This window comes from Paenibacillus septentrionalis (assembly GCF_042659865.1).
In the GTDB taxonomy this organism is placed as follows: domain Bacteria; phylum Bacillota; class Bacilli; order Paenibacillales; family Paenibacillaceae; genus Pristimantibacillus; species Pristimantibacillus septentrionalis.
Window position 1 is genome coordinate 25,350 of sequence record NZ_JBHSTE010000001.1, and the last position, 16,662, is coordinate 42,011.

At 43.7% G+C, this 16,662-nt stretch carries 17 protein-coding genes and 1 pseudogene; 1 reads left to right on the forward strand and 17 read right to left on the reverse strand.

Annotated features, from left to right (window positions below):
* Nucleotides 1–118: 118 nt before the first annotated feature.
* The 9 genes and pseudogenes from ACFP56_RS00115 to ACFP56_RS00155 all read right to left on the reverse strand — a co-directional run bounded on the left by ACFP56_RS00115 (nt 119) and on the right by ACFP56_RS00155 (nt 10,721).
* Nucleotides 119–913, reverse strand: a complete 795-nt coding sequence (locus ACFP56_RS00115; RefSeq protein ID WP_379229776.1) for an alpha/beta fold hydrolase — start codon at nt 911–913, stop codon at nt 119–121.
* Between the two features lies 1 nt (nt 914).
* Nucleotides 915–1,523, reverse strand: coding sequence for a TetR/AcrR family transcriptional regulator (locus tag ACFP56_RS00120; protein ID WP_379229778.1), 609 nt, complete (start codon nt 1,521–1,523; stop codon nt 915–917).
* A 409-nt stretch (nt 1,524–1,932) separates the two neighbouring features.
* Complete coding sequence (locus ACFP56_RS00125) at nt 1,933–2,598, reverse strand: class I SAM-dependent methyltransferase (RefSeq protein WP_379231712.1); 666 nt, start codon at nt 2,596–2,598, stop codon at nt 1,933–1,935.
* Entirely contained in the window at nt 2,598–3,935 is a 1,338-nt protein-coding gene (locus ACFP56_RS00130) for an effector binding domain-containing protein (RefSeq protein ID WP_379229780.1), read from the reverse strand. The genes ACFP56_RS00125 and ACFP56_RS00130 overlap by 1 nt, the downstream gene beginning before the upstream one ends.
* Before the next feature lie 664 nt (nt 3,936–4,599).
* Nucleotides 4,600–5,523: an alpha/beta hydrolase gene (locus ACFP56_RS00135; RefSeq protein WP_379229783.1), complete on the reverse strand. Its 924-nt coding sequence runs from the start codon at nt 5,521–5,523 to the stop codon at nt 4,600–4,602.
* Nucleotides 5,524–5,612: 89 nt separating this feature from the next.
* Nucleotides 5,613–6,407, reverse strand: coding sequence for an SDR family NAD(P)-dependent oxidoreductase (locus ACFP56_RS00140; protein ID WP_379229785.1), 795 nt, complete (start codon nt 6,405–6,407; stop codon nt 5,613–5,615).
* A gap of 130 nt (nt 6,408–6,537) precedes the next feature.
* Nucleotides 6,538–7,533 carry a helix-turn-helix domain-containing protein gene (locus tag ACFP56_RS00145; protein ID WP_379229788.1) on the reverse strand — a complete coding sequence of 332 codons (996 nt, stop codon included), beginning with the start codon at nt 7,531–7,533 and terminating at the stop codon, nt 6,538–6,540.
* 227 nt (nt 7,534–7,760) lie between these two features.
* Nucleotides 7,761–8,083 (reverse strand): annotated as a pseudogene (locus ACFP56_RS00150) (hypothetical protein); the annotation flags it as partial.
* 154 nt (nt 8,084–8,237) lie between these two features.
* Nucleotides 8,238–10,721 (reverse strand): ATP-binding cassette domain-containing protein, encoded by a 2,484-nt coding sequence (locus tag ACFP56_RS00155; RefSeq protein ID WP_379229790.1) that lies wholly within the window; start codon nt 10,719–10,721, stop codon nt 8,238–8,240.
* Nucleotides 10,722–10,897: 176 nt separating this feature from the next.
* Here ACFP56_RS00155 and ACFP56_RS00160 point away from each other — a divergent pair, with 176 nt between their 5' ends.
* Nucleotides 10,898–11,617, forward strand: coding sequence for a MerR family transcriptional regulator (locus ACFP56_RS00160; protein WP_379231714.1), 720 nt, complete (start codon nt 10,898–10,900; stop codon nt 11,615–11,617).
* A 329-nt stretch (nt 11,618–11,946) separates the two neighbouring features.
* On the opposite strand, the gene ACFP56_RS00165 is transcribed toward ACFP56_RS00160, so the two are convergent.
* The 8 genes from ACFP56_RS00165 to ACFP56_RS00200 all read right to left on the reverse strand — a co-directional run bounded on the left by ACFP56_RS00165 (nt 11,947) and on the right by ACFP56_RS00200 (nt 16,386).
* Nucleotides 11,947–12,150 (reverse strand): GTP-binding protein, encoded by a 204-nt coding sequence (locus tag ACFP56_RS00165; RefSeq protein ID WP_379229793.1) that lies wholly within the window; start codon nt 12,148–12,150, stop codon nt 11,947–11,949.
* A 170-nt stretch (nt 12,151–12,320) separates the two neighbouring features.
* On the reverse strand, nt 12,321–13,097 hold the full coding sequence (locus ACFP56_RS00170; protein ID WP_379229795.1) for a sulfite exporter TauE/SafE family protein: 777 nt from the start codon (nt 13,095–13,097) through the stop codon (nt 12,321–12,323).
* 58 nt (nt 13,098–13,155) lie between these two features.
* Nucleotides 13,156–13,383 carry a sulfurtransferase TusA family protein gene (locus ACFP56_RS00175; RefSeq protein ID WP_379229797.1) on the reverse strand — a complete coding sequence of 76 codons (228 nt, stop codon included), beginning with the start codon at nt 13,381–13,383 and terminating at the stop codon, nt 13,156–13,158.
* 43 nt (nt 13,384–13,426) lie between these two features.
* Nucleotides 13,427–14,557 carry an MBL fold metallo-hydrolase gene (locus ACFP56_RS00180; protein WP_379229799.1) on the reverse strand — a complete coding sequence of 377 codons (1,131 nt, stop codon included), beginning with the start codon at nt 14,555–14,557 and terminating at the stop codon, nt 13,427–13,429.
* A 36-nt stretch (nt 14,558–14,593) separates the two neighbouring features.
* Complete coding sequence (locus ACFP56_RS00185; RefSeq protein WP_379229801.1) at nt 14,594–15,160, reverse strand: sulfurtransferase TusA family protein; 567 nt, start codon at nt 15,158–15,160, stop codon at nt 14,594–14,596.
* A 58-nt stretch (nt 15,161–15,218) separates the two neighbouring features.
* On the reverse strand, nt 15,219–15,515 hold the full coding sequence (locus ACFP56_RS00190) for a rhodanese-like domain-containing protein (protein ID WP_379229803.1): 297 nt from the start codon (nt 15,513–15,515) through the stop codon (nt 15,219–15,221).
* 12 nt (nt 15,516–15,527) lie between these two features.
* Nucleotides 15,528–15,890: a rhodanese-like domain-containing protein gene (locus ACFP56_RS00195; RefSeq protein ID WP_379229805.1), complete on the reverse strand. Its 363-nt coding sequence runs from the start codon at nt 15,888–15,890 to the stop codon at nt 15,528–15,530.
* Between the two features lie 16 nt (nt 15,891–15,906).
* A complete protein-coding gene (locus ACFP56_RS00200; RefSeq protein WP_379229807.1) occupies nt 15,907–16,386 on the reverse strand; it encodes a DsrE/DsrF/DrsH-like family protein in 480 nt (159 codons plus the stop codon).
* Between the last annotated feature and the right edge of the window lie 276 nt (nt 16,387–16,662).

Sequence of the window (16,662 nt, forward strand, 5' to 3'; positions counted from 1 at the left end):
ATCGTAAGACAAGCCGTACGAAGGCTGGAGAATCTTGGTTTTCAGATTGCGCTATCTGCCTCCGTGGCCTCGTTCGCCGAAGGCAAGCATCGTTAGTCTTTGTTTTCTTCTGATGAGGTCAAGGTTGAGCGAGATAGTTGATAATATGCCGATTGACGAGGTCCGGATTATCCATGTTAGCGTTGTGTCCTGCATTCGGAATCAGCTTCAAGACGGCGTTGCGGTCTTTTCGTGGCCAGCCCGACATTGCCTTTACAATGTTGCCCGTCTTATCTTTCTCTCCGAGTATGAGCAACACGGGAATCGGGAACGTATACTGTGGATCGTGCCGCAGTGCGATGCGGAGCGTCTTCATGACGTCCACGAAACGTTGCTTGCCCAGTGACATAATGGCTTTTCGAGTGTAGGCTTTGGCATATTCTGTTTCACCACTAGCATCGCCGCTCAATTTCGCCAGCGACGTCCACGGGATCAGCCTTAAGGTCGGTATGGCCAAGCTCAATTGAACGCGCTCCGAAAAGGATAGCGACTGAGCATTGTCGGTGCAGCCAATAAGGACTACCTTCCTTATCCGTTCAGGATATTGGGCCAGCAGGTCCTGAGACAGATTGCCGCCCATCGACTGCCCGATCAACACGATGTCCTCCATGTTATAGTGCTCTGTCAGCCGTTGGAAGTCTTTCAACATGTCCTGGTAATTAAATCGCTTGCCGGGGTCGAGCCGCGACTGCCCATGGCCCCGGGCGTCCCAGGCGACAATATTGTAATCCTCCGGCATTGCCGGAAACTGCCGTTCGAACATGAGGTGGTCGCAGCCAGCACCGTGTAAGAATATGATCCATTTGCGAGAATCGGCAGGTCTCACCCAGTAACGGAGCTCGCAGCCATCCGTTCGAAATGTTCTCTCCTCCATGTCACTCCTCCTTGTAGATTCCGTATTTGAGAATGCTCTTATAGATTTCGAATTCCTCAAACAGTTGCTTCGCATCGGTAATACCGCGCTCAACCTGCATTTTCATAAACCCATCCGATATCCACATCAAGGCATCCCATACCGCGTCGATATCCAACCCTTCCTTGAGGTGATCGGTATTGATCCCGTCTTTAATGACGGTGAGGTTTGTAGAGGAATAAGACTGGTTGGCCTTTTGTATGAAGTCAGCGACATCTGAGTGAGTCTCAAAGTAAGCTTTAACCATAAATTGGGCCATGGCGGGATAATCGATCATCATATTCAGCTTGGCGTTGTTGATCCGATCAATCGTATCGAACAAATCCTTGTTGCTGTAATCGTAGCCCGGCGCATTCGTCATTGTGTAGTCGAGTGAATAACGGTACAGATAACAAAACAATCCCGGCTTAGACCCGAAATAATGAAAAAGCAAGCCTTTGGAAATGCCTGCGAGCTTCACAATCTCATTGGTCGAAGCCTTATGGTAGCCGTGCCGGGCAAATACCTGCATGGCAGAATCGATAATGTGCCGTTGCTTTTCCTCGCTAATTCGATGAAAATAATCGTACATAAGCACCTCCATTCTTATATTATATGGAAATTGACCATTTTGGTCAATTTAATACCAAATTGGAATCCTCTTCTCCGTCTTCGCCATCCAACACTTAACTTATAATTGGTTGATCACCATTACATCCCGAAAACAAATAAAACATTTCCTTAAAGCAATCCGCAAGCAAGCGGGTGTGAGTTAGTTCCCTAACAAATTCATTCAGGTTAATATTTTCATATAACAACCAGAAGAGGATTACTCTACCCCGCGTGCTTCCAAAAAGGAGTGACATACCGTGGCCGCCATAGTCAGACTTAGCTCAATAATGATTACTTGATTTGATTAATTACAGCCTAACGAAATAACCGTGTCTAACTTTTAGGGGTCACTTCAAATCAGTAATCAACCGCGACCGTTTTTTGAGTTTTCACTTATAATTTTTATAATTGTATATATTACCGCGTTCGAGTGTTTTCAATCTAACCTCACCATATTTTTTCCAATGGTATGGACTGTGGAAATGATCAAAGTGATCGCCGCCATTCTCTATAATGTTAACAAGCTCAAAACCATTGAAATTAATTTCATCATGTATTCTCATTAAGGCAGCATCATACGTATCTGTGATATTTTTACCTTTATCAGACTTTATTAATTGACCTTCTGGGTTTTTCCGAATGCGAATCTCACCAAAGGCTAAGAAAGATAATATCCCACCCTTTTTCAATAAACGTTTAATTACCGGATAAACTTCTATTCTTGGATTCGTATGTATCATATCGTAGATAATAAGAAAATCGATGCTACTATCTGGAATGTGATTCAATTCAAGATGATTTGCACAAACTAGTTCAACATTCGTTATACCAGCATCCATGAGACGATTATAAGTGGTTTTGGTTATTTTCTTGTCATGATCTACCGCGATTACTTTCCCCTCTCTACCAACAATAATTGCAGCAGGAATAGTGTAATGTGCTAAGCCACAACCCAAATCCATAGCAATCATGCCATTTCCGAGTCCACATTTTTGCATTGACTGTACGGCCTCGGTCTTCTCCCAAATGCACACTTCTTCGTAAGCGCTTACCATCACCTTTTCTCTACCCTTTCATACAATTGAATGTTGGTATAATAGTCCACTTTACCGCTCTTGATCAAAAACTCTTCATAACATCCTCCAACCGGCTTGTATTCGGAATGCTGCTCCAACCAGCGCACAAACGAAGCCCAATCTTTCTCAAGAAAATGGTGTACTCCGGGAGCTACCGCATATGTTCCGCCAACATATGTTTTTAATTTTACTTTATCCGAATTTATGAACATAGCTTTTGCTTTAGTGAGTTTGTAAAATATCTCGCAAAATGATTCGTGATCGTCTGTTTCACCATACTTCACTCCTAGTTTGAAGGATGTATCGTTTGCGAAACCATTCTTCTCCACCCAATTGATCATTACATCAAACGCTTCGTATTTCAGTTTGGCTAGATTGTTACCTACTGCTCGATAGTACACGGCCTCAAAGGAAGGTACGATTTCGATTTTGTTCTCGGATGGTGATTTGATAGGTACATAAATATCCATCTCCGGCGGTGTCAATGAACAACGTCTATCGTAATACTCGATTACGGAATAGGGCGAATCGCACAAATGCGCGGTTCGATAAACGTTATTGGCGAACCACTCTCCATAAACATAATCCAAGGTTTGGCCTAAAGTTTCAGCAGGCAGACCTACATGGGTAGCCTTGGCATAAGTAAGAGCAGGCACTTTTCTTCCTACCGCCCCTGCAGGAGTATTCTCAAGGTCCTCCACTTCGAAGCCAACGAAATAACTTAGCTTTCCATCATGATCAAATACAGCCAATGCGTATTCCGCATCCTCCTCCGGCTTCACTCGGTTAATAACATTACCAAATAAATGCTGATAATTTTGAAAATATTGCTCCCAAACGTGTGCGATGGTCGCTTCTCCATCTCTATGACCGATCTGTCTCTCAACTCCGAGAAAGCACATAGAAGGTCTTTCTACGATTTGCACATCCACCTTCTCCTTCCCTCCCTCATTTTTATTATCCACTACCACTTTTTTCATTTCGTGCAGTGTGTATCCTCTCTTTCTGTAGCTTTCAGGTGTAATGCCATAGACACGTTTGAACGCGCGACTAAAAACATCATGCGATTCAAACCCAAACTGGAAAGCGATATCGGCGATCTTCTCTTTGCATGCGATTATCCGTTTCGCTGCATATTGAAGCTTCCGTCTAAGAACGCAATTCATTGGTGTATAGCCTGTGTGAAGGGTGAATAGCTTAAAAAAATGGGATTTCGACAAAAAGCCGATTTCCGCAAGGGTATCACTGTCTAAACATGCCTCCATGTTGTCCTCAATATAATCCAGTACTGTTTGTATTGTTGAGTATTTTTCCAATACCTCTCACCTCCTGACGACTTCCATAATATCATTACGGAGAAAATTAACTCGACGATTATTCTTTTATTAATTTCCCTTAATCGGGCAACATGCTCGATATCATTTTCTTCGCACCATTGTATTTGATATAAAATATTGCTTAAGCGTTTTGTCATTCTTGGGATTGATGGGGGTTACTACCGTACCGGGTTTGCCTGAACTTGATTATTGGGGTGTACTTCTAGTCCATAATCTACATTCCGATCTTCTATGATTCTTCCAATATATTCCAATTGTACGATTACTCGCAAAAGTCTGCAATTGAATGTTATGAAACGTAAAAGTTCGGAGTTTTACGTTACTGCACACGTAGCACTCCATATCCATACACATTTAAAAATTCAATTAAGTCGTACTTGACAGTATTATTGTTTCTGACATGTAATTCATCCATAATTTTTGGCCTTGCCAATCCATACTTAGTACAAAGTTTGACGAATTTCAGACCGATCCTATCAATCATACATAATAGTTGAATTGAATCATTCTACCAGCTATTTTATTAGGATGTTTAGATTAGAAGTTGGAGTAACACCTGGAGTGTATAGAAAGGAAAATTCAATTTAATTGATTGCTCTGTCAAACAAAAAAAGCCGCTATTAGCGGCTAAAAAGGATTTCCTTTAATTAAATGATGTTTTAATAAAGTCTATTAGTTTGGACTTTAATGCGTCCCCCTGCTCGCCCCTACGGTACATATCAGTTCCGTGATAACCGCTCTCGTCCACAATTAGCTCTTTATCCGTTGCTCCGGATTCTTGATATAATTTGCGTACTTCTTTTTCAATTGAGCCCCCATAATCTCCAGGAGAAAAAACAAATAAGGATGGTGCTTCAATCTGTTTGACGCCTGGTATTGCATCAAGCGGTCCACATTGTGCAGGAGATGACAGAATGATTAGTCCTTCAATTGGCAGCTCCTGACGAACGCCTGCAATGATGGCTGTACTTCCTCCACATGATGCTCCGGCCAAAAATACACTTTTGGCCCCCAAACGTTTAAGCTCGCTTAAGGCCGCATCTGCATCACGATCTATATTCTGATTATCCTCTTCGAAATTTTGCGAGGCACCATGATTGCGATATTCAGGAATTACGACTAGATATCCACTGTCTGCCAGCTCAGTTCCCATGTCAAGAAATGAGCAAATACTATAGCCCTGCTCATGTGCAAGCAGGACCCCTTTATCTCCGCTACCAAGCACAAGTGCCGACAGATGCACCCCCTCACTGGTTGTCAATGTAGTTGCTTTATCCCGCAGCTCATCCGGAACGCAGCTATTCACAAGATGCCCTTTAGAGGAACTGACCGTTTGATCCGGCCAGGCAGGGTCATACTCAACAGGTGGGTTTGACGGGTTGCTTGTCTCCTCAGCAGCTGGAGGCTCATTTACAGTCTCGCTTATAGGGTCTGTAGCTTGAGGTGGATTAGATAGGGCTTGATCTTCATTTTGAGGTACGGGCTTTTGTGTAGCGCATCCGGTAATGGTTATTAACAAAATAAGCAATATAAACGCGATTTTTGCTTGGTTAAATGTTACATTCATAGATACCTCCAATTACAACGTTATGACAAGTATAACAGCCTATCGTTTCAGTCTTTCGATATATATCAGCGTCATAAATCGGCGTTACACTAAAATATTGTCGGAATCATCCCTCCGTCCATACGAATCGGCGAGCCTCGAAACGCAGCGGCATATGGACTACTTACAAAAGCAGCCAGTCTTCCGATCTCAGCAGGCCTAATAAATCGCTGAATTTCGGATTGAGGCAAATTAGTATCCATAAAAAGCTTCTCTTTTTGCGCAAATGTTAATGTCTCATCCTGGTAAACACTGTCTATAATTTGATGCACATTCTCGGAAAGTGTAGGTCCTGGCATGATCGTATTTACGGTTATATCTGTACCAGCTGTTAGCTTCGATAAACTCTTTGCTAAGGACAATAGCATCGTTTTCGTCATGCAATACTGCGGCATCTGTCCTGATGGCATCAATGCTTCTTCGCTCGCTATAAAAAGAATACGGCCAAAGCCGCTTTCCAGCATCTTAGGCATATAAAATTTACACAATCCATTGGCGGCAAGCACATTGGTGCGGAAGTAGGTTTCCCATATCTCATCGTTAATGTCTTCGTACTGCATAATCTCATAAATTCCCATATTGTTTACTAAAATATCTATATTAGGAAACTTTTCAAACAAAGCTTTCCGTTGTTGAGGATATACAAGATCTGACGCAGCATTTTGCGGATTAGTTTCAGGAAAATTGAATTTAATCTCCTCAACCGTTCGTTCTACTTCCTCTTTATTTCGCCCATTAATGAGTACATGAACCCCTTCTCTCGCCAATTCAAGTGCGATAGCCTTGCCAATCCCTTTCGTCGATCCTGTAACTAGTGCCGTTTTATTGCGTAATCCCATATCCATTATCCATATCTCCTTAACATTGTAATTTTCGTAACGGGTTATGGTTATAGTACAGGATTGAGCAAGTTCATAAACTAGCACATAACGCCAACCTTCATGCTTCACGCGCCATATGTTTAATGATCTCGTTTTATATCATATGTTCAGCACGCCATGTTAACGGAGTCTCGCCTTCCCATTGGCGAAAGGCTCGATAGAACGAGTTCTGGTCTCTATAGCCTAATAAATAGGCCACTTCTTTTATAGGAAGTGAAGGATCTGTCAAATATGCTCGAGCCTGCTCCTGTTTCCCTTCAGTTAACAGCTGTTTAAAGCTTGTATGTTCGTCGGCAAGGCGCCGCTGCAAGGAACGCTCACTCATTGCGAGCTTCTTGGCAATAACATGAATGCTGGCATTCCCTTCGGCGAGGCTCTGTTTTGCTAGCTGTTTGACCGTTTCGGAGAAGGAGCTGCTGCTTAATTGTTCCTCCAAAGTCTTATCCAGAACAGGAGTGAGAACTTCCATCAATTCTGCGTTGTTCGACACGAAGATGCGATCCAAATCTCTCCGATGCAGTACCATCCGATTCGTGGAACTGCTCGTCCGAACGCGGCAACCGAAATATTCTTCCAGCACCTGTACATCTCCCATGGATTGAGCAAACTCAATGGAACGAGCCGACAATGGTCTCCCTGTTCCTCGACGTCCAAGCTCGAGAAGAAATGCCAGCGTGATGCCGGTCAAAATCGCCGGACCAACTTGCTCTGGCTGACCCCACCCCAAATCAATGGTGCACAGCTCGCCTTCTTCTGCTATTCGCATCGAATCGGGAGGACACATTTGCTTATAGCGAGCCATGAAGCTTAGCGCTTCCCGGTAGCTGCCTGCATGGTAAGTCGCCAGGACAGGCGGCGGGAATTTCGCGGTTTCAAAGGCCGACGCAAGGCTCACGATACCTTTAGCTATGTCGCCAACCAGATCAGAATATGCCTGCCAAATTGCAAAATATTGGGCGACCGTAACTGCTTGTTGTGTCCTAATTGTGTTAGGAAGCCGACCTTTTCGAATGATATCTTGAGCATCTATCCCCAAATGCCCTAAACTAGTCCAAAAACCAGCCGGGAATGAAATAAGCGTGTTATACATTTCAACCGTGGCCTCCTTGTGTCAAATTTCTTATAGCTAGCTTCAAGCCATTTTCTCATTATAATGAACTTTGGTGTAATTGACCACCAAACGGTTTTCTATCGCTCCTTTTATCAGTATGTTGCCGATGTTTACGATTTGCTTAGCTTCGTTGCTCAAAAAACCGTTTATAGCCTTTTTGGAAATCCGGCTTTCGAGGATGATTTTGAAGCGTTTCGCCCCCCCTTCAGCTCTTGAATGATTTCTGGAGAGAACCGTTTGCGTATTGGCCAGGCAGGATTTCCTCCTGCAATCGTGTAAGACTCCACATTCTTTGTCACAACGGCTTCCACAGCAATGATCGCCCCATCGCCAATCTGTACGCCCGGCATAATCGTTGCAAGTCTTCCAATCCAAACATCATTGCCGATGATCAACTTTGTTCCAATCACTTCATAATGATAAGATCCTCAAACGACTCGCCATTCAGCGCAGCATAATACGAGTAATCGCCAACGACCATATAAAAAACCTCCTTCCGAGTTAACGGACAGGAGGCAGCACAAACAATAAGATAGACTGCTGCTTAGAAGCAGCAGAACCTCATGATAAATCTATAAAAGCCCATACCTCTCCTATCCTGAAAACCTGGAATTTAGATTTTCTTTGCTGGACAGGATTAGTAGATCATTTTCAAGCACATCACTTGAATCACTTTTCCACATTTAGACAACACTATAGCTTTGCCGTAAATATTGCGCAGTTGAGGTTTGGCTGCCAGCCATCATCTCAGCCGGCGTTCCTTCAAACACGATTTGACCGCCTTGGTTGCCTCCTTCAGGACCAAGATCAATAATCCAGTCCGCTGCTGCGATCACCTGTTGGTTGTGCTCGACGATGATCACGGTGTTGCCTTGATCGACAATGCGGTTGAGCAAGACGATAAAGTTGTCGACATCAACAGGATGCAGGCCAGTCGTTGGCTCATCCATCAAATACAGGCTGCGTTTGCCCTTGTTGCTGATCAGCTCCTTGGCCAGCTTCAAGCGCTGTCCTTCACCGCCAGACAAGGTCGTTAACGTTTGACCAAGCTGCACATAATCCAGCCCAACCTCGTGCAGCAGCTGTAAAATGCGTTGGATTTTACTGTGCTTGCAAAACAGCTGCAGCGCATCCTCGACCGATAATTGCAGCACATCTCTAATCGACAAGCCTTCATATTTGACCGAAAGCACCTCTTCATTGAATTGATGCCCTTGGCAAACCGGACATTTCACCTCAATGTCCTTAAAGAACAGCATATTGCTCGTAACAAAGCCGAGCCCTTGACAGTTTTCACAGCGTCCACCTGGTGTGTTGAAAGAAAAATGCTTAGCCGTAAGCCCCTTTTCCTTAGCTTCCTCCACCCCTGCAAACTGCTTTCTTATTTCGGTATATACCTCAGAATAGGTCGCAACATTGGAGCGCTTCATTTTGCTAATCGCCGATTGCTCGATTGTAATCTGCTGGTCGAATAGCTCCTTGCCCAGTACAACGTTCTCTTGCTGCCTGGAGCTTGATTGTGCGGCAGCCTCTGCCAGAACATCGAACACAAGTGTTGATTTTCCTGATCCCGACACGCCCGTAACTGCAATAAGGCAGTCAAGCGGAAAGCGCACATGGACATTTTGCAAATTATGAGCCGTTGCATGCTTAATTTCGAGATATTCGCCTGAGCCTTTGCGGTTGCTGATCTTAGGAGATTCATTCCGCTGCAAATACGCTCCTGTTACCGAGCCTTCCTGCTCCATAAGCTGCTGCAGCGTGCCCTCGCCAATAATTTGACCGCCATGCTTGCCTGAGCCCGGCCCAATATCGATAATATAGTCCGCCTGCTGCATTACATCCGGATCATGCTCAATGACGAGCACAGAGTTGCCTTTATCTCTCAGCCTTTTCAGCTCCTCGATAATGCCCTGCGTATCCTTGGCATGCAGCCCAATCGTCGGTTCATCCAAAATATAAATGAGCCCTGTCAAATCCGAATCGAGTGCTGCCGCCAGCTTAATGCGCTGCAGCTCGCCGCCAGATAGCGTAACCGTTGCACGATCGAGCGACAGATAGCCCAAGCCGACATTGAGCAAGCGCTGCACCTTCGTTTTAATATCGAGCAAATACACCTGCACCAGCTCATCGCTGTCAGCGCTCAAGCTTTGCTCAAGTAATACAATCCATTCCAGCAGCTGCTCCAGCGATTTGACCGTAAGCTCAGGCAGTCGCACATCTGCAACCGTTGCATGGCGGCTTAAATGTGCCAGTCGTTCGCCGTTGCAGTCCGGGCAAACCGCCGATTCAAAAAATACGCTTAGCCGATTGTCCTCTCCGCCTTTTTCAGACAGCCGCCTCCAAAGCGTTGTATAAATGCCTTCAAATTTGCCTCCGCTCACCGTTTTCGGTGGCGCAAGATCTGGGAAACGCTTTTTAACCTCGTCAGCGTCTACACCATAATACAGCAGTTCTTTTTGCGCTTCGCTATAGGCCGCTACTGGAGTTCCTGGAGCAACGGGAACACCGTAATGCTCGAATGCGCTGTACAGCACAGCAATCTGGTATTCCTTGTAGGCGCCATGATCCCAGTAGTGAACGGCTCCCTCCTCCAGCGACAGTTGCTCTTGAATAATGGCCGGCTTGTTCAAGGTCATAACTTTACCGAGCCCTTCACATTTTGAGCATGCGCCTTCCATGGTATTATAGGAAAAATGTGATCGCGTCAGCTTGTCCATTTTATAGCCGCAGGCGCTACAAACCATATATACTTTAAAATCGCCTTCTACCTTCTCGGTTTCCTCCTTGCAGGCAGCGGCTGAAATAAGGGTGTGGCAGCTTGGACAAGCTCTAACGGCCAGCTTTTCGTAAACCATGCGCAAATCTGTGTAAATATTGGTGAGCGTGCCAACAGTGGAACGTGGATTTTTATTCGTTTGGTGCTGGGAGATCATAATAGCCGGGGACACATTCGTAATCGAGTCAATTTGCGGTTTTTGTATCCCCTGCAGCCCGATCGCCTCTAAATATTGCCGCTGGCACTCCTGAAAAATAACATCGACAGCCAACGTAGACTTGCCCGAGCCAGATAACCCGGTTAATACAACTAGCTGATCGCGCGGAATATCCAAACTAATGCTTTTCAAATTCCCTTCCTTCGCTCCTCTAACCTTAATACTAGACATACGCATTGCCTCCATTCGATTCAACGTTTGTAGAAAGTGATTACGCAACTATCATATAACATTGATGCAATCTTTCGGATTGCAAAAACAATCGCTATGAATTACAATAAACTTCCCCTTCAAATATTAACGTAGCAGTTTAAGGTTAAACTTTAAGGATTGGAGATGTAGGATTGATGAGCTCACTCTATACACCGAAGCAAATCGCCAGCATGCTTCTCGTTAGTACAACAACATTGCGAAAGTACGAAGATCTGGATTTGATCCCTGATGTACCAAGAACGAAAAGCAATCGCAGAAGCTATACCTCCATCCATTTGCAGGCCTTCACTACGATTCGCGCATTATTGCAGGCATATAGCGTTAACGTTGCCTATGACATTATGAGAAAGGTGAAGCAAGGGCATAAGGATGAAGCGCTCTGGCTTATCAATAAGCAGCAATACAACATACAGCTGGAGAAAATGAGAGTAGAAAGCATTGTCAGCATGCTGCAAGCGTCCGACTTCTCTTCATTAAAAGGGCGACAGCTAAAGGAACAGATGAGCATCGGCGAGGCGGCTGCCGCAGCCGGAGTTAATGCTTCTGCGATCAGGCACTGGGAAAAGGAAGGGTTAATTCAGTCTGAACGAAATCCAGACAATGGATATCGCGTATTCTCGCCGTATGAAATACGGAAAATTTTGATCATTAGCAGCTTGAGGAAAACCATTTATTTTATTGGTCAGATGAAGCAACTCCTGCATGATCTCGACAACCAGCAGATCGAAAGCGTTGAAAAGTCCTTTCAGTCCGCATTTCAAAATATGCACAAAAAATTAAACGAACAGTATCAGGCTGCCGCGCAGCTGGTGGCCTACCTCAATGCATTAGAGCTTGAAGCAAGCGAGCAGTAGCTTGCTTGCTGGAGCGGGATTAGAAGAGTAGACTGGTGATCAGCACGCATAGCACGATCATTGTCATTGCTATGTCGCGCCGCTACAGGGTTGCTATAGCGGTTGAATAAAACTGGATAACGTTAAATGATCAGACTTGATCCTTTTGGAGCTCTGACCTTGTTCAGACTCCGCTTTTATACCAAATAAAAACTCAAGCCTAGCAAAGTAATGAATGCTGACTTGCAACGATCACCCTTCTACAAAAGCCTGAGTTTTTTGAATTTAGTTTACATAATTATTATTATGGTAGGTTGTATGCGGTGTCGCTACTAGTTTCCCCGTCAAGACTATGCCAGCTGTGTTGGATTCGGAAAGGTATCGGTAAACTGACTCCAGTCCAGCGACATCTCTTCATCAGTCAACAAGCATTCATCAAGCTCGGCTGTAATCGCCTGCTTATCCATTTCAATTCCAATCAGAACGAGCTTGTTCAGCCTATCGCCAAATTGCGGATGCCAGCCTTGCTCCAGCTCTGGCTCATCGTCGAGCATCCTTCTCTAGATATCTTGCGGCAATGCTGCGACCCATTGCCCTGTTGGAGCAAAAGAAATCGACACACCTTCCTGGCTTGAGCTCTGCGCCATATGCGTAATGTTTACGATTATAAATCGTAACACTGCTAATAATACCTATAAATACGAGTTTCGTTAACTTCATTAATCTATAGGATATCCAACCAAATCTTCACTGCCGTTGCCGCAATTAACACAGCTAATATGACTTGAAGTACTTTAGTATTGATTTTTTTCCCAGCGATCGCACCCATCGGCGATGCCATCAAACTAGCAATAACCATTATGAGTGCCGGAAAGTAATCCACCTGACCAGTCGTTAGTTTACCTACGGTTGCACCGATAGATGAAATGAAAGTAATTGCTAACGATGAAGCAATGGTCATACGTGTCGGTATCTTAAGAACGACGAGCATGATCGGTACAAGCAGAAATGCTCCTGCAGCCCCTACAACTCCTGCACCGCCCCCTACAATTAGAGCCAAACCTGCGGCTACCCATTTGTTAAATGTCACTTGATCAAGCGGGATGTCGTCGACTCCTTTTTTAGGAATAAACATCATAACTGCAGCAATTAGAGCGAGAATACCGTAAACGATGTTAATCCCGGCCTCAGGCAGCAATTTCGAGCTATAGCCGCCGATAAAGCTCCCAATTAAGATACTTGCACCCATATACACAATCAATGTTTTGTTAAGGTATCCGCCCTTACGATAAGCCCATACCCCGCCGATCGTTGCAAAAAACACTTGCACGGCACTAATGCCTGATACTTCATGCGCTGTAAATGCAGCTAGCCCAAAAAGTGGCGGGATATACAGAAGCATCGGATACTTAATGATGGATCCACCGATGCCGAGCATGCCTGATAGGAATGATCCGATAAAACCTATAAAGAAAATTACAATAATAAAACTAACATCCACTAGGGTTCCCTCCTTTTACAGGGGAACCCTAAGTGTGGATAGACTCCCCTGTATGCGATTACGCCTTTTTAATCCAAAATTTTAATACATCGTTTTCTTCATCAAATTTCACGAGTTCATGACCGCCGGCTTTCGCCCAGGCAGACAAATCAGCCTTCGCCCCTTTATCCGTTGTAAGAACTTCTAGTACCTCACCCGAGCTTAGTTCATTGATCGCCTTTTTTGTTTTTACGATTGGCATTGGACAAGCCAACCCTTTTGCATCCAACACTTTTTTAGCTTCCATCGTTATTTCCTCCTAATAACCCTTTATTTAATGCTGTTAATCATTATCGTACGGCACAACGGTTGGGACCAATTTCCATTTCACGCTGCTGTTCTTCATTGGGCGTAATTTTCCCCATATTGGTTTGACGAATTTCTTGATAAGCGTTAGGCTGTGGCGGTAAATTTTCAGTAACCAAAGCCCTAAACTGTTGTTCGTCCTGAATGTTCAAGCCATGATTGTTAGCAAATAAAGTGCCCAATCGTTCAGAAACAGTACCGTCTTCATTTAATTCATCGATAATCATAAAATGAGCTGGCAAAACAACAAGCTCGTCGGATAGTGCTCTGTAGCGGGAATACAAGCTTTCTCTAAGATCCGTCACCCAATCCTCTGCCATGCCAGCCAAGTCAGGTCGTCCGATGGAATCAATAAACAATATGTCACCGGATAACAGGAACTTCTCATCTACGATAAACGATGTCGATCCAATCGTATGGCCAGGTGTATACAGCGCATCTATCGTAATAGTGGTGCTTCCAATAGCCACTTCTTGTCCATCTTCCAAATGGCTAAATTCATACGTTACCTCTTCTGCATCTTTTGGTGGAAGCCAATAAGACGCGCCTGTCATCTCAGCAATGGTTCGTCCACCAGAAATGTGATCCGCATGAAGATGCGTGTCAAACACGTGCGTAATCTTTACTCCTAACTGATTTGCCAAATCCATATACTTGTCAGTCATTCGAGTAGCATCAATGATCGCTGCTTCCCCCTGCGATACAACCATATAGGATAAGCATCCCTTACCTATACGAACAAACTGATACATTTCACCGCCGCCAGATAAGTCACCAGCTTTTACCGGTTCCAGGTGCTCACTCCAAGCCTTCATTCCACCTTGAAGATAGGACACATCAGCAACGCCTGCTTCGACCAGCATTTCAGCCACCATGATAGATGAGCCTTCTTTGGCACAAACTACTAATAGCTCTTGATCCTTGGGAAGCTTCGGTAAAATCTCTTCAACGCCATCAAGCAGTTCAAAGTAAGGAACATTCAAGTAATTAAAAAGATGGCCTTCTATTTTCCAGTCTTCAAAATCAGCATGATTGCGAACATCTAGAATAAAGAGATGTTCTTTATTAAAAATCTTTTGTGTTACGTCTTTAGCATTCATAGCTTTTACTGTCACTTTATTTCCCTCCATATATCGATCTATTATTAAGACTTACAGCCCTTCTGTCTGGCCTTTCCACTCGCTCATTCCGGGTACAACATTAAACACTTTCGTATAACCTAGCTTGCTTAATTTTTGAGCTGCCAGGTCACTACGGCTTCCTGTACGGCATACGACATAAACCTCATCTGTTTTATTTAGCTGTTCACATTTCTCTTCTAATTCACCAAGTGGCAAGCATATCGAACCAGGAATATGACTAAAGGCATATTCAGCCTCTTCTCTCACATCGATAATCTTAACTCTACCTTCAGAAAGCATCTGTTCAAGTGCTGCATTCGTTACAATATTAGGATGCTTTGGTTCGTCTAAAAGCTCTCCATTAGCTTTGCGAATGTAGTGCTTTAATACATCCCCATCCTCTAATGTCCCAAGATATAGGTGACCTGTTGATTCAGCCCATGCCTTGATGTCTGCTTTAGATCCTTTGTCTGTTGCAAGAACCTCTAAAATTTGACCGTTTTCCATCGCATTGATCTGTTTTTTTGTTCGAACAATCGGCATAGGACAGGCTAGACCCTTTGCATCTAATACTACATCTGTCTTAATCGAATTCATTATCAATCAACCTCCTAATATACAAATACCCGTATAGGTATTATTTATTACAAAAAAATTATTCAACTGGTCCTTCCCAATCCAACATTCCGCCAGTCATATTGATTACGTTAAATCCATGGTACGCTAGAAATTCTGCTGCACGACTGCTTCTTCCACCAGATCTGCATAACATAATATATTCCTTTGATTTATCCAGCTCCTGCATACGGAATTCAAGCAATGCTAATGGAATGTGAAGTGCGCCAGGAATTTTACCTGCAGCAACCTCATCTACTTCTCTTACATCAATAAGATTTAGCTTTTGATTGTCTTCTAACAATCGTTGAATTTCTTTTGCTGTTACTGTTTGCATCTTGAAACCTCCTTAGTTTCTCCAGGAACTCATGCCGCCCTTAACGTTAGTAATGCTCGTGAAGCCTAATTTCTTTAATGTTTTACATGCTTTTTGACTTCTCATTCCGCTTTGACATATGACAATGACTTCTTTTTGTTTGGACAGACCATCTGCTCTTTCGGTAAGTTCATGAAGCGGAATATTGGTAAACCCAGAAATGTGTCCGCTACTGAACTCCCCAGTCGTTCTTACATCAATAAATTGCTTTTGCTTATTTTTTAGCTCGCTCTTTAAGTCGACGGTCGTAATTTGCTTTATGCCCTTAACAGGCATCATTTTTAGTAATAGCCATCCAACAATGAGAACACTAAATATATAGTTCACATATTCCAACTCGCTCACCGTCCTTTTAGATAAATAGGTTTACGTTACCATCTTGTGCATCGCCAAGATATGCAGCAACGCCAGCGTATACAATGTTATCTAACAATTCATCTTTATGAAGGCCAAGCAGATCCATCGTCATTGTGCATGCAACGAGCTTAACATCCTGCTCTTGAGCCATCTCAATCAGCTGTGGCAGCGGCAACGCATTATGCTTCTTCATAATATCCTTTATCATTTTTGGTCCCACACCCGCAAAATTCATTCTAGAGAGGCCCATTTTTTCAGCACCACGAGGCATCATCTTGCCAAACATTTTCTCTATAAAATTTTTCTTCACAGCGATAGGTTCATCCTTACGCAGAGCATTCAATCCCCAAAACGTATGAAATATCGTAACCTCATGATCGTATGCTGCAGCACCGTTCGCAATAATGTACGCAGCCATAGCTTTATCATAATCACCACTAAACAGTACGATCGTTGTTTTTTTCTTTTCAGTCATTTGTATTGCCCTCCTATAAATTTGTAATACGATTACCCCTATGGGTATATAGTGGCGAAAATAAAAAATGGAGGAGCTCCATTCGAAATCGTTTATTATGTTTCGCCTTGATGAATATAATACTATACCCCGTAGGGTATTTTGTCAACTTGTTAAATTCATTGTACTTCTCTAAAATTCGAGTAACGATTCTGAGTACAACGATCTGTCCGTCATATGCAGCTAGTATCCCGTTTTGTCGATGTTAACATATTGACGCCTAACCGATGAGATAAA